The following is a 22,563-nucleotide window of genomic DNA, read 5'->3' as shown; positions in this document are numbered from 1 at the left end:
CTCCCCCTCCGCCCTGCTCTCCGTGCGCCCGGGCGGTACCCCCGAGGAGGCTCAGCCCGTGACCAGCCCCCACACCCGCGAACCGTCGCCCCAGCCGCCCTCGGCGCCCCCGCCGTCCCCCGCGGGCGGCGCGTCCGGCGCCGTTCCCCCGCTGCCCACGGCACCCGTGCCCTCGGCGGCCCGTTCGCCGGAGGACGCGGGGGCGGGCGGTGCCGCGGCGGGACGGGGCCGGGCGGCGGCGAAGGACGGGGCGGCGGCGCGGAAGCGGCCGGCGGGGGCGGGCAGACGGGCCGCTGCCGGCAATGGGGCGGCCACCGGGAAGCGTGCGGCCGGGAGGGCGAAGTCGGCGGCCGCCTCGGGTACCAGGCCTGCGGCCGCCCCGAAGAAGAGGACGGCGTCCGGACGCGCGCCTGGGCCGGGGCCGGTCGCCGCGGGCGTCCCGAGCGGGACCGCCGTGCCGGCCGGGGACCGGGAGCGGCTGCTCGCCGGCACGCACCACGACCCCCACGCCGTGCTGGGCGCGCACCGCACCGGGGACGGCGTCGTCGTGCGGGCCCTGCGGCCGGGAGCCCGGGCGGTCACCGTGGTCACCCCAGACGCCCGCGTCCCGCTGCACGACGACGGGGGCGGCTTCTTCTCCGGCGCCCTGCCGCCGCGGGCGGCGCCGGAGTACCGGCTGAGCGTCACGTACCCGGCCCCGGAGACCGCCACGGATTCCGGGGCGGGCACCGGCACGGCGACCGGGGCGGGCCCGGCCCACGTGCGCGTCGCCCCCGGCGGACCTGGGGGCCCCGGCGGCCCCGCTGCCCCGGCCAAGCGCACGACCGCCGCGGGCAAGGCCACCGTCCCCACCGAACCGGCCGCCCCCGCAGAACCCACCAAATCCGCCGCCCCCGCCACCCCCGCCGCCCCCGCAGAACCCACCGAAACCCCCGCCCCCGACGTCATGCACGACACGGAGGACGCCTTCCGCTTCCTCCCCTCCCTCGGCGAGTTCGACCTGCATCTGATCAGGGAGGGGCGGCACGAGCAGCTCTGGCTGGCGCTGGGCGCGCGGCCCATGGAGCACCAGGGCACGGAGGGCACCCGTTTCACCGTCTGGGCGCCGAACGCGCGCGGGGTCAGGGTGGTCGGCGGCTTCAACTACTGGGACGGCACCGGACACCCCATGCGCTCGCTGGGCTCCTGCGGCGTCTGGGAACTGTTCGTGCCGGCCGTCGGCGAGGGCGAGCTGTACAAGTTCGAGATCACCCGCCCGGACGGCACCCGGACGCTGCGGGCGGACCCGATGGCACGCCGCACCGAGACGCCGCCCGCCACCGCGTCCGTCGTCTTCGCGTCGCACCACGAGTGGGGGGACGGGGCGTGGCTCGCGCACCGCGCGGCGCAGTCCGTGCACGAGGCGCCCCTGTCGGTGTACGAGGTGCACCTGCCGTCCTGGCGCCCCGGGCTGACGTACCGCCAGCTCGCCGAGCAGCTTCCCGCCTACGTGTCGGACCTGGGTTTCACGCACGTGGAGTTCATGCCGGTGGCCGAGCATCCGTTCGGCGGTTCCTGGGGCTACCAGGTGACGGGCTTCTACGCGCCGACGGCCAGGCTGGGCACCCCGGACGACTTCAAGCACCTGGTGGACGCGCTGCACCGGGCGGGCATCGGGGTGCTGGTGGACTGGGTGCCCGCGCACTTCCCGCGCGACGACTGGGCGCTCGCCGAGTTCGACGGGCGTCCGCTGTACGAGCACCAGGATCCGGTGCGGGCCGCGCACCCCGACTGGGGGACGCTGGAGTTCGACTACGGGCGCCCCGAGGTGCGGAACTTCCTGGTGGCCAACGCGGTCTACTGGTGCGAGGAGTTCCACATCGACGGGCTGCGGGTGGACGCGGTGGCGTCGATGCTCTATCTGGACTACTCGCGCCGGCCCGGCGAGTGGGCCCCGAACGCGCACGGCGGCCGGGAGAACCTGGACGCGGTGGCGTTCCTCCAGGAGATGAACGCCACCGTGTACCGGCGGGTGCCGGGCGTGGTGACGATCGCGGAGGAGTCGACCGCCTGGGACGGCGTCACCCGTCCCACCCACCTCACCGGCGCCGGGGGCCTCGGCGGCCTCGGCTTCGGGCTGAAGTGGAACATGGGCTGGATGCACGACTCGCTCGGGTACGCGGCGCACGAGCCGGTGCACCGGAAGTACCACCACCACGAGATGACGTTCTCCATGGTGTACGCGTACAGCGAGAACTACGTCCTGCCGATCTCGCACGACGAGGTGGTGCACGGCAAGCGGTCGCTGGTGTCGAAGATGCCCGGGGACTGGTGGCAGCAGCGCGCCAACCAGCGGGCGTATCTGGGGTTCATGTGGGCCCACCCGGGAAAGCAGCTGCTCTTCATGGGGCAGGAGTTCGCGCAGGGCGCCGAGTGGTCGGAGGGGCACGGCCCGGACTGGTGGCTGCTCGATCCCGCGTACCCGGCCGAGCCGGACCACCGCGGCGTACGGGATCTGGTGCGCGACCTGAACACGGTGTACTGGGGCGAGCCGGCGCTGTGGCAGCGCGACAGCGACCCGCGGGGCTTCGCGTGGGTGGTGGGGGACGCCGCGGAGGACAACGTCTTCGCGTTCCTGCGGTTCGCCGCCGACGGCTCCCCGCTGCTGTCGGTGTGCAACTTCTCGCCGGTGGTGCGGCACGGCTTCCGTGTCGGCGTGCCGGAGGCGGAGCCGGCCTGGCACGAGATCCTCAACACCGACGATCCCTGGTACGGCGGGAGCGGGGTGCGGGGCGCGGGCGTCCACAAGGCGGAGCCGGTGCCGGCCGGGGGCCACCCGACCAGTCTGGCCTTGACGCTGCCGCCCCTCGCGACCGTGTGGCTACGGCCCGTGTAGCGCCCACGCCCGTCTCACCGTCCGTCCTGCGGGATACGCCCATGTGGGTTTACATGGAATTGCCTGATGCTGCCCGGAAGGCGCCTGGAGGACCCTGATGGGCTCCCCTGGCGCCGCACACGAGCGAGAGGACCGCCCATGCCCACTGTGACCACCCGTGACGGTGTCGACATCCACTACAAGGACTGGGGCAACGGGCGCCCGGTCGTCTTCAGCCACGGCTGGCCGCTCAACGCGGACGCCTGGGACGACCAGATGAAACACGTCGCGGACAACGGCTTCCGAGGCATCGCCCACGACCGCCGCGGCCACGGCCGCTCCGAGCAGCCCTGGGGCGGCTACGACTTCGACACGTTCGCGGACGACCTGAACGACCTCATCGACAAGCTCGACCTGCACGACGTCACGCTGGTCGCGCACTCCATGGGCGGCGGCGAGCTGGCCCGCTACATCGGCCGCCACGGCACCCGGCGGATCAGCCAGGCCGTGCTGCTCTCGGCGATCCCGCCGCTGATGCTCAAGACGGACACCAACCCCGAGGGGGTGCCCGCGAAAGTCTTCGAGGACATCAAGAGCGGCATCATCGCCGAGCGTTCACAGTTCTGGAAGGACCTCTCGGAGTCGTTCTTCGGCGCGAACCGGCGCGGCAACCGCGTGACGCAGGGGAACCTGGACGCGTTCTGGTTCATGGCGATGCACGAGAGCATCGAGGCGGGCGTCAGGTGCGTGGACGCGTACGCGAGGACGGACTTCACGGAGGACCTGAGGAACTTCGGGGTTCCGACGCTTGTCGTGCACGGGGACGACGATCAGATCGTGCCGTTCGAGGCGACCGGGAAGAAAGCGGCTCAGCTCATTCCGAATGCCACGCTCAAGGTGTATGAGGGCGGGGCGCACGGGTTGGCGATGGTTCCCGGTGACAAGGAGAAATTCAACCGGGACCTTTTGGAGTTCCTCTCCTCCTGAGGGGGTGCGCCTGGCGGCGCGGGGGCCGATTGTTCGCTCGCCACGGCTTCGTTCGTCCTCAAACGCCGGACGGGCTGGACAGTCGCAGGACCAGCACCCTCGGGTCTCGTCCCCGGCCACCGGCCGGTGGGGGCTCGTCGCGCAGTTCCCCGCGCCCCCACCGGCACATGGTCACGCCGACCGAGGCATCGGCGACGCATCAAGCCCGCCATTCGACAGGGACACGAGCCACAAAATCAAGCCCGTCCGGCGCTTCAGGACAAGGCCGCCAGGCCGACAACCAGCCCGTCCGGCGTTTGAGGACGAGCCCGGAGGGCGATAACCGGCGCCCCCGCGCCGACGGCAGGGCCCCGGCCTTACGGGGCCGAGGTCGGGGCCGGGGTCGCCGTGAGACCCCGCGGCAGGCTCCCGGTGTGGACGACCCCCAGCGCCTGCGTCGCCCGCGTCAGGGCGACATACAGATCGCTCGTGCCGAAAGCCCCCGGCTCCACCACCACGACGGCGTCGAACTCCAGCCCCTTGGCCCCCCGGGGATCCAGCAGGACGACGGGCTGCGTGAGATCCGGCAGCACCCCGCCGTGCGAACCGGGCAGCGCCCGGCCCAGCTCCCCGTGCAACCCCCGCGGCGCGATCACCGCGAGCCGCCCCTCCGCAGGAGCCAGCTCGGCCACCACGGACGCCACCGCGCCGGCGAGCGAGTCGCGACCGGCCGAGCGCACCAGAGGCCGCACCCCGGTGCTCCGCACCGACCGCGGCGGCTCGAACCCGGGCCGCTCGGCCCGGACCACGTCCGCCGCCAGTTCCATGATCTCCGCGGGCGTGCGGTAGTTGACGCCCAGCCGGGTGTGCTTCCAGCGCTTCTCGACGTACGGCGCGAGGATCGCGTCCCAGGATCCGACGCCCGCCTCGTCCGCGGTCTGCGCGGGATCGCCGACCAGCGTCATCGACCGCGTCGGGCAGCGCCGCATCAGCAGCCGCCACATCATCGGCGACAGCTCCTGCGCCTCGTCGACGATGATGTGCCCGAACGCCCACGTCCGGTCGGCCGCGGCGCGCTCCGCGGCGCTGCGGTGGTCGTCCTCGTCGTGCCGCTCGGCCATCCGCTCGGCGTCGATGACGTCGTGCGCGCCGAGCACCTCGGAGTCGTCGTCCTCCTTGTCCTCGAACTCGTACGTCCGCGACGCGTAGGACACGTCCAGCACGCCCTGGGCGTAGGCGATCTTCTCGCTGCGCTCCCGCTCCGCCGAGGCCCGCGCCACGCGGTCGTCCTCGCCGAGCAGTTCCGCGGCCTCGTCCAGCAGCGGCACGTCGGCGGGGGTCCAGGGGCCGCCTGCGCGGCGGATCGCGGCGGCGTCCTCCTCACAGAGGTGGGTCGGCTCCGCGAGGAAGTCCGCGACGAGCCGCTGCGGGGTGAGCCGCGGCCAGAGCTGGTCGATGGCCGTCCAGACCTCGGGGTTCGCGGCCAGCTCGTCACGGATCTGGGTGATGTCGTCGGGGTCGAGGAGGCTGTCGCCGTCGTACGGGTCGGTGCCGATGCGCTCGGCGTGCATGTCGGTGAGGGTGTTGAGGATGTGGCCCTCGAAGTACTCCCGGGCGGCGTTGTGGGGGATCCGGGCCTCGCGGGTGCGGTCCCGGGCGACCCGGGCCAGGTCGTCGTCGAGCATCAGGATCTCCCGGTCGTGCTCGATCGCGATCACCGGATCGGGCAGCGCCTGGCGGTCGGCCAGCACGGCGGCGAGCACCTCGGCCATCTCCACGCGGCCCTTGACGGCGGCGGCGCGCGGGGTGTCACGGCCGGTCGCGCGCACTCCCGGGTACAGCTCCCCCGGGCTGGACAGCAGCACGCCCGTCTCGCCGAGGGACGGCAGCACCTGGCCGATGTAGCCGAGGAAGGCGGGGTTCGGCCCGACGATGAGCACCGCGCGCCGGGCCAGCAGCTCACGGTGCTCGTAGAGCAGGTACGCGGCGCGGTGCAGCGCCACGGCGGTCTTGCCGGTGCCGGGCCCGCCCTCCACGACCAGGACACCGCGGTGCGGGGCGCGGATGATGCGGTCCTGGTCGGCCTGGATGGTGCGCACGATGTCACCCATCCGGCCGGTACGCGCGGCGTTCAGCGAGGCGAGCAGCACGGCGTCGCCGGTGTGGTCCTCGTGGCCGGTGCGCTCCTCGTCGGAGAGGTCGAGGATCTCGTCGTGCAGCGCGGTGACCTCGCGGCCTCGGGTGGAGATGTGCCGGCGGCGCCGCAGGCCCATCGGCTCGTGGCCGGTGGCCAGGTAGAACGGCCTCGCGACCGGGGCGCGCCAGTCGATGAGGATCGGCGCGCGCTCGCCCGTCTCGTCGGGGTGCTCCTCGCGCAGCCCGATCCGGCCGATGTGGTGGCCGCCGCCGCCGGCCAGGTCGATGCGGCCGAAGCAGAGCGAGCCGTCGACGGCGCTCAGCGCGGCCAGCAGCCCCGAACGCTCGGTGACGCGCACGTCGCGCTCCAGCCGGGCCTGGTAGTTGTTGCCCACCGGTCCCAGGGCTTCCTGGACGGAGCCCTCCACGTCCCCGCGCAGCGCGTCCACGTGCTCGTAGAGGCCGTCGATGAATTTCTGCTCCGCCGACAATTCCTGGTCAGGGACATTGCCGTCCGATGAGTTTGACAATTCGACTCCCACCCCGATAGACTGCGCGCATAAGCTTTGGATGACGGCTTCTTGTTGATGCCTCGCCGGCACTTCGGCAAGCTATCGCGAGAAGCAGACACGAAAATCCAATATACGCAGAGAAATCCCCCGGCTGTCAATTCGCCGGGGGATTTTCTTCTTCTGAGGGAGGCCGGGGCCGCTTCTGACGGAGACCGGAGCCGCCTACCGACGCCGGAGCCGCCCAGGCCGCCGCCTACACCACGTCGGCCAGGTCCTCCAGCAGCCGCCGCTTCGCGCGTGCCCCCACCATCGACTTCACGGGGCTCCCGTCCCGGAACACGATCATCGTCGGCGTGCCCATGACGCCGTACGCGATCGCCGTCGCCGGGTTCCTGTCCACGTCGATCTGGACCACCTTCAGCCGCCCGGCCTCGTCGCGGGCGATCTCGCCGAGCACCGGGGCGAGTTGCCGGCATGGCGGGCACCACTCGGCCGTGAACTCCACGAGCACCGGACCGTCCGCCCCGAGGACCTCGCCCTCGAAGTCGGCGTCCGTCACCTCCGCCACCTCTGCCGCCTTGGTCACAGTCCTCGTCCTCCCAGTTCGCAGCGTGGCTCCGGGCCGTCCGGGGCCACCGCGCCGGCGGCCAGCGCGTCCCTCTCCCGCTCCGCGCGCACGAGCTGTACGCCCACCTGGGCGCGCACCGCGCGCAGCTCGCCGATCAGCCGGTCGAGTTCGTCGAGCTTGCGCCGGTAGACGTCGAGCGACGCGGGGCAGGAGTCGCCTGCCGGATGGCCGGCGCGCAGGCACTCCACGAACGGCCTGGTCTCCTCCAGGCCGAAGCCGAACTCCTGAAGCGTCCTGATCTGCCGCAGGAGCACGAGGTCCGACTCGTCGTAGGTGCGGTGACCGCTCGGGCCGCGGCGTGCGGGAAGCAGCCCGCGGGACTCGTAGTACCGCAGCGTCCGGGTGGTCGTCCCGGCCCGCTGGGCAAGTTCGCCGATGCGCATGTCCTGGACCGTACGTGTTGACGTCGGCGTCAAGACAAGAGCCGCCGGCCGTGGCCCGCGGTCCGGGCGGCTCCGGCGTCCCACCACGTCCCGTTTCACGAACCGTCTCCGCAGCTCAGAGCATGGGACGTCCCACGGTCTGCCCAATCGCGCCAGCACTGCTGCGAGGCCGCCGCCGGCGGGCGAACCTGTCGGAGCGGAAGGCGGCGGGCCGCCGGAGGATCCCCGGGGGGAGGGGCCCGCTGCCGCCGCATCGGCGCCTTCGATCCGTCGCCGGGGAACGGATCGAAGGCTCGGCCGGTGGTGCGGCGCGAGCGGCCGGGTCCGCGGCCGTCGCGCGTGAGCAGCGGTGAAGGACACGAGAACCGTCAGGAGGCGTCACCAGTGGCGTGGGACGAGTGGGAACAGCTCAAGGCGGCGGCCGCCGAGAAGCACTCGGCACGGATGGAGCTGAACTCCACGCCGGGCGACAATCCGTCGGCAGGCGGCGACCTCCAGGTGAGCCAGAAGGACCTGGCCGCTGTCGGTGACCGGGCCTACAAGCTCTGGGACCGCCTCGGCAGGGACGGCAAGTACGCCGACGCGACCACCGAGAAGGCGGCCGGGGACCTGAAGGCCCACAACCTCCAGCTCGGCGCCGCGCTGTCGACGACGCAGGCCGAGTGGGGCAAGCAGCTCAGGACCCTCCTGGACGCGTGCGCTCAGATCTCCAACCACCTGGACTACACGGGCAAGGTCCACAGCGGCAACGACCAGTTCATCGGCGGGCAGCTCAGCAGCATCTCCACGCTCGACAAGGGCTTCACCGACGAGGGGGCGAAGCACTGATGGACCTCTACGACCTCAGGGACGCCACGTTCGCGACTCTCGGCGACGCGGTCGACGACTGGGACCAGATGGGGACGAAGCTGTCGGAGCTGGAGAAGGACGCCAAGCAGGGCATGAAGGGCCAGGCGGACCGGGCGGACTGGAAGGGCGTGAACGCCTCCGTCTCCAAGGAGTTCATCGGCAAGACGGCGAAGGAGTTCACCGACGCCCACACGGAGGCCACCACCGTCCACAACGTCCTCAGGGACGCCTACCACGAACTGGTCTCCTACCAGAAGCAGCTGCACACCGCGCTGGACGACGCCGACCGGCAGAACCTGTACGTGTCGTGCTCCGGCAGCCAGATCATCGTCACCGGGAAGCAGTCCGGCCCCAGCGGTCCCGCCGGTGGCTCGTACCACGAGGAAGACCTCCAGGCCATGCTCAGGCTCCTCCAGGGCATCCTGAACAAGGCCAACGAGAGCGACAGCTCCGCGGCGAAGGTCCTCGACGAACTGATGAAGCAGAAGCCGTACGGCTTCTCCAGTGCCTCCTACGATCACCTCAAGGAGGCGGCGGACGCCATCAAGGACGCCGAGAGGTACGCCAACCTGATGAAGAAGAAGGGAGACGACATGTCTCCCGCGGAGTTCGACGAGCTCAACAAGATCCTGACGAAGTACCAGAACGACCCGCTGTTCCAGGAGAAGTTCGCCGAGAGCCTCGGCCCGAGGGGACTCATGGACTTCTGGGCCGACATCTCGGACCCCTCGGACCACGGACGGCTCCAGCAGACCCGACACGGCCAGTTCGGCGAGCTCCAGAAGAACCTGGGCATGGTGCTGGCCGGCGCCACGCAGTCCGACTCCCCCGCCATGCAGAAGTGGGAGGAAGACATGGTGAACTCGGGACCGCGGACGTACGACACCAAGCGCGGCACCATGTACGGCTTCCAGCTGATGAGCAACCTGATGCGGGAGGGGAACTGGAACGACCAGTTCCTCGACAAGTACGGCAATGCGCTGGTCACGATGGAGAAGAAGCCGGACGCCCTGACCCATATACCCGGTCGGCCGGACATGGTCTGGAACGCGACCCTGGGCGGGCGCATGCCGTACACGATGAACTTCATCGGCGAGGACAACGGCCGCGACCCGATGGCGGGCCTCATGCAGGCCATGTCCCGCAGTCCCGACGAGGCCGCGAACTTCTTCAACGAGAAGCAGCCGCACGACAACGCCGAATGGGTACTCAGGGACCGCCCCGTGTTCGACACCACCCCGGACAACCCGCACGACGGCAACCAGACCCTCGAAGCCACGGGCCGCGCCATGATGGCCGCCACCACCGGCATGAACCCCAACGAGCCGAACGCACACGCCGTCCCGCACACCCCGGCCAACCGCCAGGCACTCGAACACTCCATGTCCGTCCTCGCCAGGGCCGGCGACGGCATGCACCCGGAACTCCGCGACGACCTGGCGAAGGTGTTCGTCAACCACGGCACGGAGTTCTTCCACACGGCCAGCGCACTGAGCGACACCGACGGCTCCGACCTGCTGAACCGGGACGACCTGCGAGAGCTCACCAAGCAGGTCTCGCGTGACGGCGGGGCCTATCACCTGCTCAACGACGGGATAGGCAGGATCGTCGCCGGCGACATCAGCACCAGTCACTACCCGAAGCCGGATGAGGCGCTTCAACGTGCCGGGGCCACTCTCGGGTTCCTGGAGCAGAGCCGGGACCTGGCCATCGGGACCGACAAGCCGGATCCGTCCTGGGTGGCGCAGTACGGCGCCCCGCTGGGCGTCTCGGTCGTAAGCGACTTGCTGCCCCAGGGCGGCAACACCGTGTCCACGCTCGGCGGCGACGTCATCGACGCCTGGCAGAAGGACGAGCAGGCGAAGATCGACGGTCGTGAGGCCTCGCAGGTCCACGACACCTTCAAGGGCCGTGAGCACGAGATGGACAAGCTCTGGGAAGTCTGGGACAAGAGGTTCCCCGGCCGCCTGGACCACCACATGGCACTGAACGAGATGAACGGTGCGGCGAACGACAGCAACTGGGACGTCAACAAGGGATGGGGCAAGAGCGGCTGACCGGCCGTGGCCCGCTCAGCCGTGGAAGCACTCCTCGCCACCCCGGGCCGGCTCGAAGCAGGCCCGGACGTGGGCGCGGTCGTCGGCGTCGACCATGTACGTGAAGACGTAGTCCCCCGCGTCGATACGGTCGGTGACCTCGGCCCGCTGCGGCTTGCTGCCCGGGGCCGACACCACGAGTCGGTCACCGATCGTCGTGTGCCACATCCGTGCCCACGCGGCGCCGCACGCCGCGTTGTACCTGATCTCCACCCAGGCCCCGGTCGACATCCTGCGCGAGGCTCCGAGGTCGCGCACGGCGCTGCCGCAGCCCATCGTGCCCGGTTCTTTCCCGGCGCACCCCTGAGCGTGACATCCGACTGCGGGCGCCGCGGTGTGCGTGGTGCCCGCGGTCGGCCGCTCGTCCCCGGTGCCGGGCAGGGTCGCCGCCCACACCGCCGCCGCGACGCCGACCACGCAGACGGCAGCGGCGACGGCCCACTGCCGCCGCCCCCACCGGCCGCTTCCCGAGCCGCGGGGGTCCCGATCCCCAGAGGTGTCATGATCACCCCGCTCGCCGCGGCGGCCCTGCCTGGCGTCGTCCGGCTGCGCGCCCACCGTTCCGGCGAGGGGGCGCGTGGCGCCCTGGGACCGGCCGCTCCACTCCAGATCGGCCAGCTCCCACAGTGCCACGAGGCGTCCCGGCGGCTCGTCCGCCAGGCGGCAGAGCGCCTCCACGGCGCTCCGCGGAGCGAGCAGTTTGCCGTTGAGATACCGCTCCCAGGAGGACTTGCTGTACGGGGTGCGTTCGGCCAGGGCGGCCATGCTCAGGCCCGTACGCCCCCTGAGTTCACGCAGGCTCCCGGCCAGCCTTGTGCAGGCGGGACCGGGGGCCCCCTGCGGGGTGCTCGTCACCGTCGCAGCACCTGCCAGGTCTGCGGCCCCACGATGCCGTCGTCCGGCAGGTGGGCCTTCTGCTGGAGCCGCCGGACGGCCCGCTTGGTGAGGTCACCGACGGCGCCGTCCGCGGCGCCCGGGTCGAAGCCGTGGTGCTTCAGCAGGCACTGGGCCTCCACGACGTCCCATGTGGGCAGTCCCGTCAGGATCGCGGTGCGGGTGGTGCTGTAACCGGCGTACAGGAGCCCGTTCTTCCGCTTCACGGCACAGGGATAGGTCTTCCCCGCATGGAAGGCGAAGGCACCGCGGGCGGCGGAGGCGCTGGGGGCCGGTCCGGCCGCGGCCTTGCCCTCACCGCCTCCGTCGCCCCAGGGCCGCACGACCAGCAGCCCGGCGAGCACCGCGATGACCACCACGGCCGCGCCGACGCCGGCCAGCACCTTCGGGCGTACGCGCCGCCGCTCCCGTCTGTCCGCCTCCTGGTCCTCATGCGCCGCCTCGGCGCTCCCGCGCCACGCCTCGGCGGCCACTTCGTGGAGCACGAGGAGCCGGGTCGGGTCGGTACCGCCCACGCGGGCCAGTTCCTCCACCGCCTGGCGCGGCGGCAGCGCCTTGCCGTTCAGGTAACGCTCCCAGGAGGAGCGGCTGTAGCCGGTCTTGGACGCCAGAGACGACAGGCTCAGCCCGCCGCGGTCCTTCAACCGGCGTAGTTGCACGACCAGTTGCACGCCGCTCTCGTCGAGCGAATCCGGCAAGTCCTTCCAACGCGACATGTTCCACCCCACACGCGTCGATCCATCGGAGGCAGCAGTATCCACCTCATCGCTTGTCAGACACCCGGCTTTCGCACTCCGGTTGCGGCGGTCGTCTGCCGCGTGCTCTCCGGTTGGTTACCCACCGTGCTGTTCGGATACCCGCGGCAGGCTCCGGCCCGGGGCCCCGCGCCTCGCTCAGGTGCGGTCGGCGAGTTCGGCGACCGCACCTGCGCATCCCCAGGACAGGGTGACGCCCGCCCCGCCCTGGCCGTAGCAGGCGATCACGTCGATCGCGTGGCCGGGCACGTGCTCCAGGCGGATGGCGTCGCGGGCGGGCCTGAGCCCGGCGGCGCGGGAGAGGACGGGCCGGCCGGCCAGCTCGGGGACCAGGTCGCCGACGCGGCGCAGGATCTCCCGCTCCGTCGCGGGGTCCGGTTCGGTGTCCCAGGCCCCGGGGTCCGACGTTCCGCCGCATATGACGTCGTCCCGGCGGGGGATGACGTACGTGAGGCCGCCGCCGGGGTGGTCGTCGTCCGTGATCCACTCGGTGATCGCGGGGTCGGCGGCGAGGCGGAGGATCTGGCCGCGCACCGGATACACCGAGTCGTCGCCGAGGAGGGCCCCGGAACGGAGTCCTGCGGCGACGACGGCCAGTTCGGCACCGTCGTCCAGGTCGTCCAGGTCGGCGAGGTCGTCGAGGGAGTCCACGGAGCGGGTGGTGAACCGGACGCCGAGCGCCGTGCAGCGCTGCCGGAGCCACGGCAGGTAGAGGGGCATGGAGACGACGGGGACGCTCGCCCGCACGCCGGCCAGCGCGCCCGGGGGAAGTTCGCCCGCGGTCGCCTCCCGGTGCTCCCGGACGGACTCGGTCCACGAACGGTCCACGTCCGGGCGGCGTTCCACCACGGTGCCCCAGCGGAGGTCGACGCCCGTGCCGGGGTCCGTGGACAGCTCCTCGAAGCGCCTGAGGGACGTGTCCAGCCAGGCGCCGAGGGCCGGCGATGCCCCGCTGTCGTGCGGGAACCACAGGCCGCCGGCGACCCCGGACACGCTCGCCTCCGCCGTCCGGTCGGCGACCACCGTCACGGCGTGGCCCCGGGTGGCCAGTTCGTGGGCCACGCTGAGGCCCACGACCCCCGCGCCGACGACCCGGACCCGCTTCGTGCCCACCCGCACCACCCACTTCGCGTCTCGACCCCGGTACGACCATGCTCCCCCGCGCCCCTGGCGGGCGCAGCCCGCTTTTTTTTGGGGGCGCGGGGAACTGCGCGAGCAGCCATCCACCCACCGGTGGTCCGGACACGACAGCAGCTGCCTCCTCGGGACGGTGACGACCTGACCGCATCGTCCTGGCTGGCCGCGCAGTTCCCCGCGCCCCCTGAGCAGGCCGGGGCGCAGCCCAACTTCTCAAGGGGCGCGGGACTGTATCGATGTGCGGCTCCGCCGCGCGGGCGCGAGCAACCACCAGCGGCCGGTGGTCCGGACACGACAGAACCAGCCCCTCCCGGCCGGTGACGACCTGCAAGGTCGCATTTCCCCGCGCCCCTGGGCAGGCCGGGCCGGCCGGCACCGACAGCGCCCCCGCGCCTAGCGGGGTGCCGGTACCGGTGCCCCGTCCTCCGGCTGCTCCGAGGGACGCTCACCCTCATCGAGGAGCGTCTTCTCGTCGAACGGAATCTCCCCGGCAAGAACCCGCTCGACGCGAGCCTTGTCGATCTCCTTGGTCCACGTCCCGACGAGTACCGCCGCCACCGCGTTGCCCGCGAAGTTCGTGAGGGCGCGCGCCTCGCTCATGAAGCGGTCGATGCCGACGATCAGGCCGACGCCGTCGAGCAGTTCGGGCCGGTGGGACTGGAGCCCGCCCGCCAGCGTGGCGAGCCCCGCGCCGGTCACGCCCGCCGCGCCCTTGGACGCGATCACCATGAAGACCAGCAGGGAGATCTGCTCACCGGCACTCAGCGGCTTGTCCATCGCGTTGGCGACGAACAGCGACGCCATCGTCAGGTAGATCGCGGTGCCGTCCAGGTTGAAGGAGTAGCCCGTCGGCACGGTGATGCCGACGACCGGGCGGCTGATGCCCAGGTGCTCCATCTTCGCGATCAGGCGCGGCAGCGCCGACTCGGACGACGACGTGGAGAGGATCAGCAGGAACTCGCGGGCGAGGTAGCTGAGCAGCTTCCATATGTTGATCCCGGCTATCAGGCGCAGGATCGTGCCCAGCACGACGAAGACGAAGATGATGCAGGTGATGTAGAAGCCGATCATGATCACGGCGAGGGACTTCAGCGCGTCCACGCCGGTCTCGCCGACCACCGCCGCCATGGCGCCGAACGCGCCCACCGGCGCCACCCACATGATCATCGCGAGCACGCGGAAGACGAGCCGCTGGATGTGCGCGATACCGGTGAGGATCGGCTGCCCCGCGCCGCCCAGCGCCTGGAGCGCGAAGCCGACGAGCAGCGCCACCAGCAGCGTCTGGAGCACCTCGCCCTCGGTGAACGCCGAGACCAGGGTGGTCGGGATGATCCCCAGCAGGAAGTCCGTGGTGGACGAGGACGCGCCCTCGGCCTGCGCCGCGCCGGCGTGCCGTGCGGCCTCGGTGAGGTGGAGTCCGCTGCCCGGCTCCAGGATGTTGCCGACGATCAGGCCGAGCGCGAGCGCCACCGTCGACATCACGAGGAAGTAGGCGAGCGCGAGGCCGCCCACCGCACCGACCTTGGAGGCCTTACGGATCGAGCCGACGCCCAGCACGATGGTGCAGAAGATGACCGGGGAGATCATCATCGTGATCAGGTTCACGAAGCCGGTGCCCAGCGGCTTCAGGTCCTTGGCGAAGTCCGGCGCGGCGAAGCCGACGATGATGCCGATCACCACGGCGACGATGACGGCCAGGTAGAGGTAGTGGGTTCTGTCCCGACGGGCGGCCGGCGCCACCTGAGGAGCGGTCACGGGGTGCCTCCTTGACGATTGTGCCGGTGACTATCCCCCAGGCCGGGAGGACGGTCACCCTTCCGTTCATTTCGTTCACGCTTCATTTAGTCCGCGCTCGAAGTGATTGTGACCCTCTCGCGCGTGGCTCGAACGGGCGGTCCACGGCCGATAACAACTTGACACAGTGCCCGATCGTGTACATGCACGACCATTGACCATGCTCAGGACAGCGCCTTACGTTCACCGGGCAGCCACCGCGCCACACCCGTGGCGACCAGGATGGTTCCGGCCACGCAGGAGGTTGTGCCCGTGCGCCCCACAGCTCGCTCCGCCATCGCCCTCGCCGTGCTGCTCAGCGCCGGCTCTCTCAGCGCCTGCGGCGGAAGTTCAGGCAGCGATCCGGATACGGTCAAGATCGCCTACAACCGCAGCACCGACAACAAGGTGCGCTTCAAGGACCAGTTCCTTCAGCAGATGAAGAAGGAGTTCGAGAAGGCCCATCCGGGCAAGAAGGTCCAGCTCATCCCGATCCAGGCGCAGGACAACGACTACGCCACCAAGGCGCAGCAGATGATGCGCTCGCCGAAGACCGCGCCGGACATCGTCTACGAGGACACCTTCCGGATCAACTCGGACATCGGTGCCGGCTATCTGAAGCCGCTCGACGACTATCTCGCCAAGTGGAACACGTGGGACCAGTTCGTCGACACGGCCAAGACCGCCGCGAAGGCGCAGGACGGCAAGACGTACGGCGTCCCCGACGGCACCGACACCCGCGGCCTGTGGTTCAACAAGAAGATCTTCGCCAAGGCGGGGCTGCCCGCGAACTGGCAGCCGAAGAACTGGAACGACCTCCTCACCGCGGCCCGCACCATCAAGAAGAAGGTGCCCGGCGTCATCCCGCTGAACGTCTACACCGGCAAGGCCCCCGGCGAGGTCTCGACGATGCAGGGCTTCGAGATGCTGCTGTTCGGCACCGGCGACGGCAAGGCCCCGATGTACGACACCGCGTCGAAGAAGTGGGTCACGGGCAGCAAGGGGTTCAAGGACGCCCTGCAGTTCGTGAAGACGGTCTACGGCGAGAAGCTGGGCCCCGACGTCTCCGACGCGCTGGACCCCAACGTCAACACCACCGTCGTCAACGAGTGGCTTCCCGACGGCAAGCTCGCCATCGCGCTGGACGGCTCCTGGCTCGGCCAGCAGTGGCTTCCCACCGGAGCCCACCCGTGGCCGGCCTGGAAGACGACCCTGGGGCAGGCCCCGATGCCCACCCAGAACGGCCAGGCGCCCGGCAAGGTGTCCATGTCCGGCGGCTGGGCCTGGTCGATCCCGCAGAAGGCATCCAACCCCGACCTCGCGTTCGACTTCATCAAGGACATGCAGACGACGAAGAACGCCGCGCACTGGTGCGTCGTCGACGCGGGGATCTCGGTCCGCAAGGACGTGGCGGCGAACCAGGAGTACACGTCGTCCATGCCCGGCATCGACTTCTTCACGGGGCTCGTGAAGTACACCCACTACCGGCCCGCGCTCTCCGTCTACCCGCAGGTGTCCGAGGCGGTCGGCGAGGCCCTGGAGTCCGTCACGACGGGTGACGCCACTCCCGCCGGTGCCGCGAAGAACTACGACGACCAGCTCAAGGACATCACCCAGGGCGCCGTGGCGGCCAAGCCGTGAGCCGCGCGCTACCCAGCCCCGCCGGAAGAACGATCCGGCGGGGCGCACCGCCGCTGCTCCGCTGGCTGCCCATCACACCGGCGACGGCCATGCTCCTGCTGTTCCTCGCGGCCCCGATCGCCTACTGCGTGTACGCGGCGTTCACCGACATGCAGCTCACCGGGTCCTCGCACACCAGCTTCGTCGGGTTCGACAACTTCAAGCGCGCCTTCTCCGACGCGGAGTTCCGCAACGCGGTCTGGCTGACGCTGGTCTTCACCGTCATCTCCTCGATCGTCGGCCAGAACACCCTGGGCCTGGTGCTCGCCGGGCTGATGCGGAAGTCGGTGAAGTGGGTGCGCACGCTCACCGGCGCCCTGGTCATCACGGCCTGGGTGCTGCCGGAGATCGTGGCCGCGTTCCTGCTGTACGCCTTCTTCCGCCGCGAGGGCACGCTCAACGTCATCCTGGACTGGCTCCACCTGCCCTCCCAGAACTGGCTGTTCACGCTGCCGATCATGGCGGTGTCCTTCGCCAACGTCTGGCGGGGCACCGCCTTCTCCATGCTGATCTACTCGGCGGCGCTCAACGACGTGCCGCAGGAGATCACCGAGGCCGCGGAGGTGGACGGCGCGCGTGGCTGGCAGCGGATCTGGCACGTCACGCTGCCGATGATCAGCAGGTCCATCGGCACCAACCTGATGCTGAACACGCTCCAGACCCTCTCCGTCTTCGGCCTGGTCTGGGGCATGACGCGCGGCGGTCCCGGCACCCGGTCCACCACGCTGCCGGTGATGATGTACGACGAGGCGTTCAACAAGAGCCTGATCGGCTACGGCACCGCCATCGCGCTGGTGCTGCTGGTGGTCGGGGCGCTGTTCTCGGCCGTGTACCTGCGTCTCGTCCGAGCGGAGGTGTGAGTACCGTGTCCCGTTCCTCCGCGTCCCCCGCGCCCGTCGCGACCCCCGAGCGACCGCCGGGCGCCACGCCGTCCCCCCGTCCCGCGCGTGTCCGCCGGACGACTCCGGTCCGCCAGGAGACCCGCGCCAGGATCGCCGCGACGGTCGCGCTGCTGGTCGTCGCGGTGGCCTTCGCGCTGCCGCTGATCTGGCTGGTGCTCTCGTCCGTCGACACCCAGGCGGGCCTGCGGGTCAAGCTGCCCTCGTCGCCGTCGTTCGGGAACTTCTCGGCGGTGCTGACGGACGAGATCACCTTCACGCCGATGCTGAACAGCCTGATCCTGTGCGGCGGCGCGACGCTGCTGACGGTGGTCTGCGCGGCCCTCGCCGCGTATCCGCTCTCCCGCTACCGCAGCCGGTTCGCCCGCCCGTACATGCTGACGATCCTGTTCTCCACCTGCCTGCCGATCACCGCCGTGATGGTGCCTGTCTACGGGCTCTTCGTGCAGGTGAACCTGATCGACACGATGTCCGGCACGGCGTTCTTCCTCGCCGCCTCCCAACTGCCGTTCGCCATCTGGCTCATGAAGAACTTCATGGACGGCGTGCCGATGGTGCTGGAGGAGGCCGCCTGGACGGACGGTGCGTCCGGGCTCCAGACCCTGATGCGGGTGGTGCTGCCGCTGATGGGTCCGGGGCTGACCGTCGTGACGATCTACAGCTTCATCATGATGTGGGGCAACTTCTTCGTCCCCTTCATGCTGCTGCTCACCCCGGACCAGCTCCCCGCCTCCGTCTCGATCTTCACCTTCTTCGGCAACCACGGCCAGGTCGTCTACGGCCAGCTCGCCGCGTTCTCGATGCTGTACTCGGTGCCGGTGATCCTGCTGTACGTGCTGATCGCACGGCGGCTCGGCGGCGGTTTCGCACTCGGCGGTGCGGTCAAGGGTTGACGCTGCCGGTGCCTCCGGCCACCCCTGCGGCGTACGGGAGGAAGGTCTCCCACGCCGTGGGGGTGAGGGTGAGGTGGGGGCCCCGCTTGTCCTTCGAGTCGCGGATGTGGACGGTGGTGGGGCAGGTGGCTATCTCCAGGCAGTCGCCGTCACCGCCGCTGCTGTATGTGGACTTGTGCCAAGTGAGGGCGACTTCGACGCAGTCGCCGTCTCCGCTGCTGCTGTAGGTGGACTTGTACCAGCTCAGTCCGGTGGCGCTCACAGCGCTCCCTTCATCTGCTCCAGTAGACGTACAGAATCCTCCAGGCTGAGGGCCTGTGAGCGCATCCTCGCGTATCGCTTCTGAAGCACACTGATCTCTTTGGGATCGGAGATGAGCAAGCCGCCACGTTGGCCCTCGTTGTAGGCGAACCACCGATGGTCCGGAGTCTCCAGCAGTTGCATGGGGCCGTCGAGGCCAGCATGAGTCTCACAATGCACGGGCATGACCTGGATCTCAATGTGCCGCAACTTGCTGATCTCCAGGATGTGATCGATCAGATCTCGCGTCACCTCTCGACCGCCCGTGTGCCGTTGCAATAGGTGCTCTTCGACGATGAAGCCGAACGCTGTGTTCGTTCGCCCCCGGAGAAGGGCTTGTCGCTCCAGTCGCGCAGTCAACTGAGCCTCGATCTGGTCATCGTCCAGCGCCGGAACCTGGTTCCGGAACAGCGCCCTTGCGTATGCCGCAGTCTGCAACAGCCCAGGAACCACCCGGCACTCGTACGTATACAGACTGATCGCCTCAGCCTCCATGCGTGCCCAGAGCCGGAACCACGCCGCCAACCCCGGCTTCCGGCAAATATGCTGCGCCCCGCGCCGCAACGCACCCGTGTTACCGGTCGCGTCCTCCGCCAGCTCGACGAAGTCGGGGTCGGGCATCCGCCGCCCCTGCTCGATGGATGCCACCGTGTGCTTGGAGAACCGCACCCGTTCCCCGAACTCGGCCCGGCTGAGCCCCGCGTGCTCGCGTAACCCCTGGACCACCGCCCCGAAGGTCCGCAGGCTGTCCGACGGCTCGGGCTCGACGTAACCCGAACCACCCGACCCGCCCGAACTCCCCGTCTCGCCGGTCTCCTCGGTCATCGCCGACTCCCTCCCGTGTCCACGGAACACATCCAGTGCTGTGTTATTAACAGCTCCGCGTGGAAGAGGGTCACGAAAGACATCGCGTACGGTCCGACGGCCGCCCGCGTACGCGGACGGGAGGTACGCGCCGGGCGCGCGGTGTCAGGAACCGGCCGTCAGGGCGCCGCGGAGCCCGGCGATGGCACGTAGCTGCCGCCAGGCCGGCTGGGGGTCGGCGATCTCCGCCATGTCACCGGTGAAGGTGTCGAAGACGATGCTCTCGGCGCCGAGCCTGGTCAGCTCCACGAGGTCGTCCCGGACCTGGTCCTCGGTGCCGGTGCCGGCGGGGCGGTCGGCGCCGTCCACCGGGCGGTCGGTGATGCGCAGCGCCAGGCGGGGCGCGAAGGCGGGCATCGGGCGGTCCTCCTGGTCCGCGGCCTGCCTGAGCGCGTCCAGACCGTGGCGCAGGCCGTCCAACGGCAGGTTGATCGGATGCCAGGCGTCACCGAACCGCACGGCCCGGCGCCGGCCGGCGGCGCTGTTGCCGCCCACCCAGACCGGGACGCGGGCGCCGTCCCGGAACTCCGGGGTCTCGCGCCAGGTGCGGCGGATCGTGGCCAGGTACTCGTCGCTCAGCGCCCCTCGGCGGCCGTGGTCGACGCCCAGCACGGCGAACTCCTGCTTGGCCCAGCCGATGCCGACGCCGAGGACGAAACGGCCCCCGGACAGCTCAGCCAGGTTGGCCGCAACGCGTGCCACCTGGAGCGGGTGGCGGTAGGGCAGTATCAGGACCGTCGTGCCCAGCACCAGCCGCTCGTTGCGGCCGGCGAGCCAGGCGAGCGTCGTCAGCGGCTCGAAGAAGGGGGCGGGGTACTGCTCCGCCACGTCCGGCGTGATGACCAGGTGGTCCGACGTCATCAGCAGGTCGTAGCCGAGGTCCTCCGTGAGGTCGGCCCAGTCCGCGAGCCGTGCCCGGCTGGTGCCGGGACCGAAGTTGGGCATGTTCACACCCAGCCGTGGGGCCATCGAGTCAAGCACCGCCTCCCGAGGGACGCGTCCGCCGTTCCCCGTCCGCCTTCCCTGGCCTGACCAGGGTATATGCCTGACCGAGCGTAGTCGTGCGGTGCTGATTTTCCTGGTCAGCGCCACGCGGCAGTTTTCTCGCTCCGATCCAGCCGTGCGGCACCGCGCACAGGCCGCTTCAGAAGAGCCTCTCCCGATCGCACCATTCGGCAAAGCCACCTGGCTCGAAAGGGAGACGGTACCGGCTCTTGAGTAGATCGTCTGCCAGTGCGGACACCAGCGGAATCGTCAGAAGCCCCTCGCGGATCGCGTCGCACAGCAAGCCCAGGGTGCGGCGTACTTTGACAGGCCGGCCTCGGGCAGAGCTTGACCAAGTGCTTCTTGTTGCGATGGTTCGGTCAGGTGAACCGCGCCCGGAGGTCACCGCCTGGGGCCCTCGATCGATGGTTGCGGCATCCGCATCCGCCGCCAGCTGCTCGGTTCCTCCGCCCACATATCGGACCCTGAAAGACGTGGCTGCGCCCCGATCAGCGGCGCGAACAACCCCACCGGCCGGAGGCCGCGGAGGAGACCGCAGGGGGCTCGGCCCCGGCAGCCCGCCGCAGGCGGAGGGGGGTGACGGTCAGAACACCGATTCCGTCTCGTCCATGCGATCGACCGGCACGGTCTTCAGCTCGGTCACCGCGTCAGCAAGCCGCACCATCACGATGTCCGTGCCGCGCAGCGCCGTCATGCGGCCGTAGTCGCCCCGGTGCGCGGCCTCCACCGCGTGCCAACCGAAGCGGGTGGCGAGTACCCTGTCGTACGCCGTGGGGGTGCCGCCGCGCTGCACGTGGCCGAGGATGACCGGCTTGGCCTCCTTGCCGAGGCGGCGGGCCAGCTCGAAGGCGAGGGCCGTGCCGATGCCCTGGAAGCGCTCGTGACCGTACTGGTCGATCTCGCCCTTCTCGTAGTCCATCGTGCCCTCGACGGGGTGGGCGCCCTCGGCGACGCAGATGACCGCGAACTTCTTGCCCCGGTCGAACCGCTCCTCGACCATCTTGACCAGGTGGGCCGGGTCGAAGGGCCGCTCGGGCAGGCAGATGCCGTGCGCGCCGCCGGCCATGCCGGACTCCAGGGCGATCCAGCCCGCGTGCCGGCCCATGACCTCGACGACCATCACGCGCTGGTGGGACTCGGCGGTGGTCTTCAGCCGGTCCATGGCCTCGGTGGCGACGCCGACCGCGGTGTCGAAGCCGAAGGTGCGGTCGGTGGACGAGATGTCGTTGTCGATGGTCTTGGGCACGCCCACGACGGGCAGGCCGGCGTCGGAGAGCATCCGCGCGGCGGTCAGGGTGCCCTCGCCGCCGATCGGGATCAGCACGTCGAAGCCGATCTCGGTGGCCATCTGCCGGGCGTTCTCACAGGCCGCGCGGAACCGGTCGCGGGCGAGGCGCGAGGAGCCGAGGACGGTGCCGCCGCGGGCGAGGATGCCGCTGACGTCGTCCAGGTCGAGCGTCCGGTAGCGGCTCTCCAGCAGGCCGGCGAAGCCGTCCCCGAAGCCGATCACCTCGTCGCCGTAGTGCACCACGGCGCGGTGCACGATCGACCGGATCACTGCGTTCAGGCCCGGACAGTCGCCGCCGGCGGTGAGAACTCCGATACGCATCGTGCTGTCTCTCCTGCTCCCTGCGTCCGTTCGTGTGTCGATCCGATTGTTTCACGTCCTGCAAGTGACGTACGCCGGATCCGCCCGGTACCGGCAGAACCTTGCCACCGGGTCCCCTACTCATCTGGCACGATATTGTCAAGGGGGCGTTTGCTCACAACGGCTCGTGCAGCATGCGGCCACGCCCCCGCCGGAGCCACCACCCCGTTCTCGTGTGAACTCTGTCCCCCGCGGGCGACACGGGCGGGTCCGTCCGGTGACGACTCCGCGAACCGGGGGCGTCACCGAGTGGCCCGGTGGGACGGTTCCAGGGCAGCCAGACAGCCAGAG

Annotated in this window: 19 protein-coding genes; 7 read left to right on the top strand and 12 right to left on the bottom strand. The window is 70.5% G+C overall.

The annotated features are described in order from the left end of the window. Positions 1–51: 51 nt before the first annotated feature. Positions 52–492, bottom strand: a complete 441-nt coding sequence (locus Sm713_RS40220) for a hypothetical protein (protein ID WP_249416170.1) — start codon at positions 490–492, stop codon at positions 52–54. Here Sm713_RS40220 and glgB point away from each other — a divergent pair. Beyond that, on the top strand, positions 455–2,875 hold the full coding sequence (gene glgB / locus Sm713_RS08375) for a 1,4-alpha-glucan branching enzyme (protein WP_249416169.1): 2,421 nt from the start codon (positions 455–457) through the stop codon (positions 2,873–2,875). The genes Sm713_RS40220 and glgB overlap by 38 nt on opposite strands. A gap of 138 nt (positions 2,876–3,013) precedes the next feature. After that, the gene (locus tag Sm713_RS08370) at positions 3,014–3,841 is read left to right on the top strand and encodes an alpha/beta fold hydrolase (RefSeq protein WP_212909016.1); all 828 of its coding nucleotides are present in this window, start codon (positions 3,014–3,016) and stop codon (positions 3,839–3,841) included. Positions 3,842–4,197: 356 nt separating this feature from the next. Here Sm713_RS08370 and Sm713_RS08365 read toward each other — a convergent pair whose 3' ends face one another. The 3 genes from Sm713_RS08365 to Sm713_RS08355 form a co-directional block, all read right to left on the bottom strand. Next, on the bottom strand, positions 4,198–6,486 hold the full coding sequence (locus Sm713_RS08365; protein ID WP_374195972.1) for an ATP-dependent DNA helicase: 2,289 nt from the start codon (positions 6,484–6,486) through the stop codon (positions 4,198–4,200). Positions 6,487–6,721: 235 nt separating this feature from the next. Further along, positions 6,722–7,054 carry a co-chaperone YbbN gene (locus Sm713_RS08360; RefSeq protein ID WP_283249767.1) on the bottom strand — a complete coding sequence of 111 codons (333 nt, stop codon included), beginning with the start codon at positions 7,052–7,054 and terminating at the stop codon, positions 6,722–6,724. After that, complete coding sequence (locus tag Sm713_RS08355; RefSeq protein ID WP_212909015.1) at positions 7,051–7,479, bottom strand: MerR family transcriptional regulator; 429 nt, start codon at positions 7,477–7,479, stop codon at positions 7,051–7,053. Before Sm713_RS08355 ends, Sm713_RS08360 begins: the two co-directional genes overlap by 4 nt. Before the next feature lie 384 nt (positions 7,480–7,863). Here Sm713_RS08355 and Sm713_RS08350 point away from each other — a divergent pair, with 384 nt between their 5' ends. Together Sm713_RS08350 and Sm713_RS08345 are read left to right on the top strand one after the other, a co-directional pair. Next, positions 7,864–8,307, top strand: coding sequence for a hypothetical protein (locus tag Sm713_RS08350; RefSeq protein ID WP_212909014.1), 444 nt, complete (start codon positions 7,864–7,866; stop codon positions 8,305–8,307). After that, entirely contained in the window at positions 8,307–10,385 is a 2,079-nt protein-coding gene (locus Sm713_RS08345) for a DUF6571 family protein (protein WP_212909013.1), read from the top strand. The genes Sm713_RS08350 and Sm713_RS08345 overlap by 1 nt, the downstream gene beginning before the upstream one ends. Positions 10,386–10,400: 15 nt before the next feature. Here the strand turns inward: Sm713_RS08345 and Sm713_RS08340 are convergent, their stop codons facing one another. The 4 genes from Sm713_RS08340 to Sm713_RS08325 form a co-directional block, all read right to left on the bottom strand. Next, positions 10,401–11,279, bottom strand: a complete 879-nt coding sequence (locus tag Sm713_RS08340) for an XRE family transcriptional regulator (RefSeq protein WP_212909012.1) — start codon at positions 11,277–11,279, stop codon at positions 10,401–10,403. Beyond that, the gene (locus Sm713_RS08335) at positions 11,276–12,034 is read right to left on the bottom strand and encodes a peptidoglycan-binding protein (RefSeq protein ID WP_212909011.1); all 759 of its coding nucleotides are present in this window, start codon (positions 12,032–12,034) and stop codon (positions 11,276–11,278) included. Before Sm713_RS08335 ends, Sm713_RS08340 begins: the two co-directional genes overlap by 4 nt. 177 nt (positions 12,035–12,211) lie before the next feature. After that, complete coding sequence (locus Sm713_RS08330; RefSeq protein ID WP_212909010.1) at positions 12,212–13,186, bottom strand: FAD-dependent oxidoreductase; 975 nt, start codon at positions 13,184–13,186, stop codon at positions 12,212–12,214. A 417-nt stretch (positions 13,187–13,603) separates the two neighbouring features. Beyond that, positions 13,604–14,965 (bottom strand): cation:dicarboxylate symporter family transporter, encoded by a 1,362-nt coding sequence (locus Sm713_RS08325; RefSeq protein WP_249416168.1) that lies wholly within the window; start codon positions 14,963–14,965, stop codon positions 13,604–13,606. A gap of 291 nt (positions 14,966–15,256) precedes the next feature. Here Sm713_RS08325 and Sm713_RS08320 point away from each other — a divergent pair, with 291 nt between their 5' ends. From Sm713_RS08320 to Sm713_RS08310, 3 genes are read left to right on the top strand one after another with little or no spacing between them, the layout of a single operon-like run. Then, the gene (locus tag Sm713_RS08320; protein ID WP_374195971.1) at positions 15,257–16,624 is read left to right on the top strand and encodes an extracellular solute-binding protein; all 1,368 of its coding nucleotides are present in this window, start codon (positions 15,257–15,259) and stop codon (positions 16,622–16,624) included. Further along, the gene (locus tag Sm713_RS08315) at positions 16,621–17,523 is read left to right on the top strand and encodes a carbohydrate ABC transporter permease (RefSeq protein WP_374195970.1); all 903 of its coding nucleotides are present in this window, start codon (positions 16,621–16,623) and stop codon (positions 17,521–17,523) included. Before Sm713_RS08320 ends, Sm713_RS08315 begins: the two co-directional genes overlap by 4 nt. A gap of 5 nt (positions 17,524–17,528) precedes the next feature. After that, positions 17,529–18,455, top strand: a complete 927-nt coding sequence (locus tag Sm713_RS08310; protein ID WP_212909008.1) for a carbohydrate ABC transporter permease — start codon at positions 17,529–17,531, stop codon at positions 18,453–18,455. Here Sm713_RS08310 and Sm713_RS08305 read toward each other — a convergent pair. The 4 genes from Sm713_RS08305 to Sm713_RS08290 form a co-directional block, all read right to left on the bottom strand. Next, positions 18,445–18,717 carry a DUF397 domain-containing protein gene (locus Sm713_RS08305; protein WP_212909007.1) on the bottom strand — a complete coding sequence of 91 codons (273 nt, stop codon included), beginning with the start codon at positions 18,715–18,717 and terminating at the stop codon, positions 18,445–18,447. The genes Sm713_RS08310 and Sm713_RS08305 overlap by 11 nt on opposite strands. Beyond that, on the bottom strand, positions 18,714–19,580 hold the full coding sequence (locus Sm713_RS08300; RefSeq protein ID WP_212909006.1) for a helix-turn-helix transcriptional regulator: 867 nt from the start codon (positions 19,578–19,580) through the stop codon (positions 18,714–18,716). Before Sm713_RS08300 ends, Sm713_RS08305 begins: the two co-directional genes overlap by 4 nt. 144 nt (positions 19,581–19,724) lie before the next feature. Continuing rightward, entirely contained in the window at positions 19,725–20,564 is an 840-nt protein-coding gene (locus Sm713_RS08295) for a TIGR03619 family F420-dependent LLM class oxidoreductase (RefSeq protein WP_249416166.1), read from the bottom strand. Positions 20,565–21,207: 643 nt separating this feature from the next. Further along, complete coding sequence (locus Sm713_RS08290) at positions 21,208–22,233, bottom strand: 6-phosphofructokinase (RefSeq protein ID WP_212909004.1); 1,026 nt, start codon at positions 22,231–22,233, stop codon at positions 21,208–21,210. Positions 22,234–22,563 lie beyond the last annotated feature (330 nt).

It is taken from the genome of Streptomyces sp. TS71-3, from assembly GCF_018327685.1.
GTDB lineage: Bacteria > Actinomycetota > Actinomycetes > Streptomycetales > Streptomycetaceae > Streptomyces.
This window is presented reverse-complemented; position numbering and strand designations above follow the sequence as displayed.

What these genes read in the sequence shown, in the direction of transcription:
- Sm713_RS08345 (WP_212909013.1), top strand. Translation starts at nt 8,307, where the DNA reads ATGGACCTCTACGACCTCAGGGACGCCACGTTCGCGACTCTCGGCGAC.
- Sm713_RS08335 (WP_212909011.1), bottom strand. Translation starts at nt 12,034, where the DNA reads ATGTCGCGTTGGAAGGACTTGCCGGATTCGCTCGACGAGAGCGGCGTG.
- Sm713_RS08290 (WP_212909004.1), bottom strand. Translation starts at nt 22,233, where the DNA reads ATGCGTATCGGAGTTCTCACCGCCGGCGGCGACTGTCCGGGCCTGAAC.
- Sm713_RS08355 (WP_212909015.1), bottom strand. Translation starts at nt 7,479, where the DNA reads ATGCGCATCGGCGAACTTGCCCAGCGGGCCGGGACGACCACCCGGACG.
- Sm713_RS08370 (WP_212909016.1), top strand. Translation starts at nt 3,014, where the DNA reads ATGCCCACTGTGACCACCCGTGACGGTGTCGACATCCACTACAAGGAC.
- Sm713_RS08295 (WP_249416166.1), bottom strand. Translation starts at nt 20,564, where the DNA reads ATGCCCAACTTCGGTCCCGGCACCAGCCGGGCACGGCTCGCGGACTGG.
- Sm713_RS08300 (WP_212909006.1), bottom strand. Translation starts at nt 19,580, where the DNA reads ATGACCGAGGAGACCGGCGAGACGGGGAGTTCGGGCGGGTCGGGTGGT.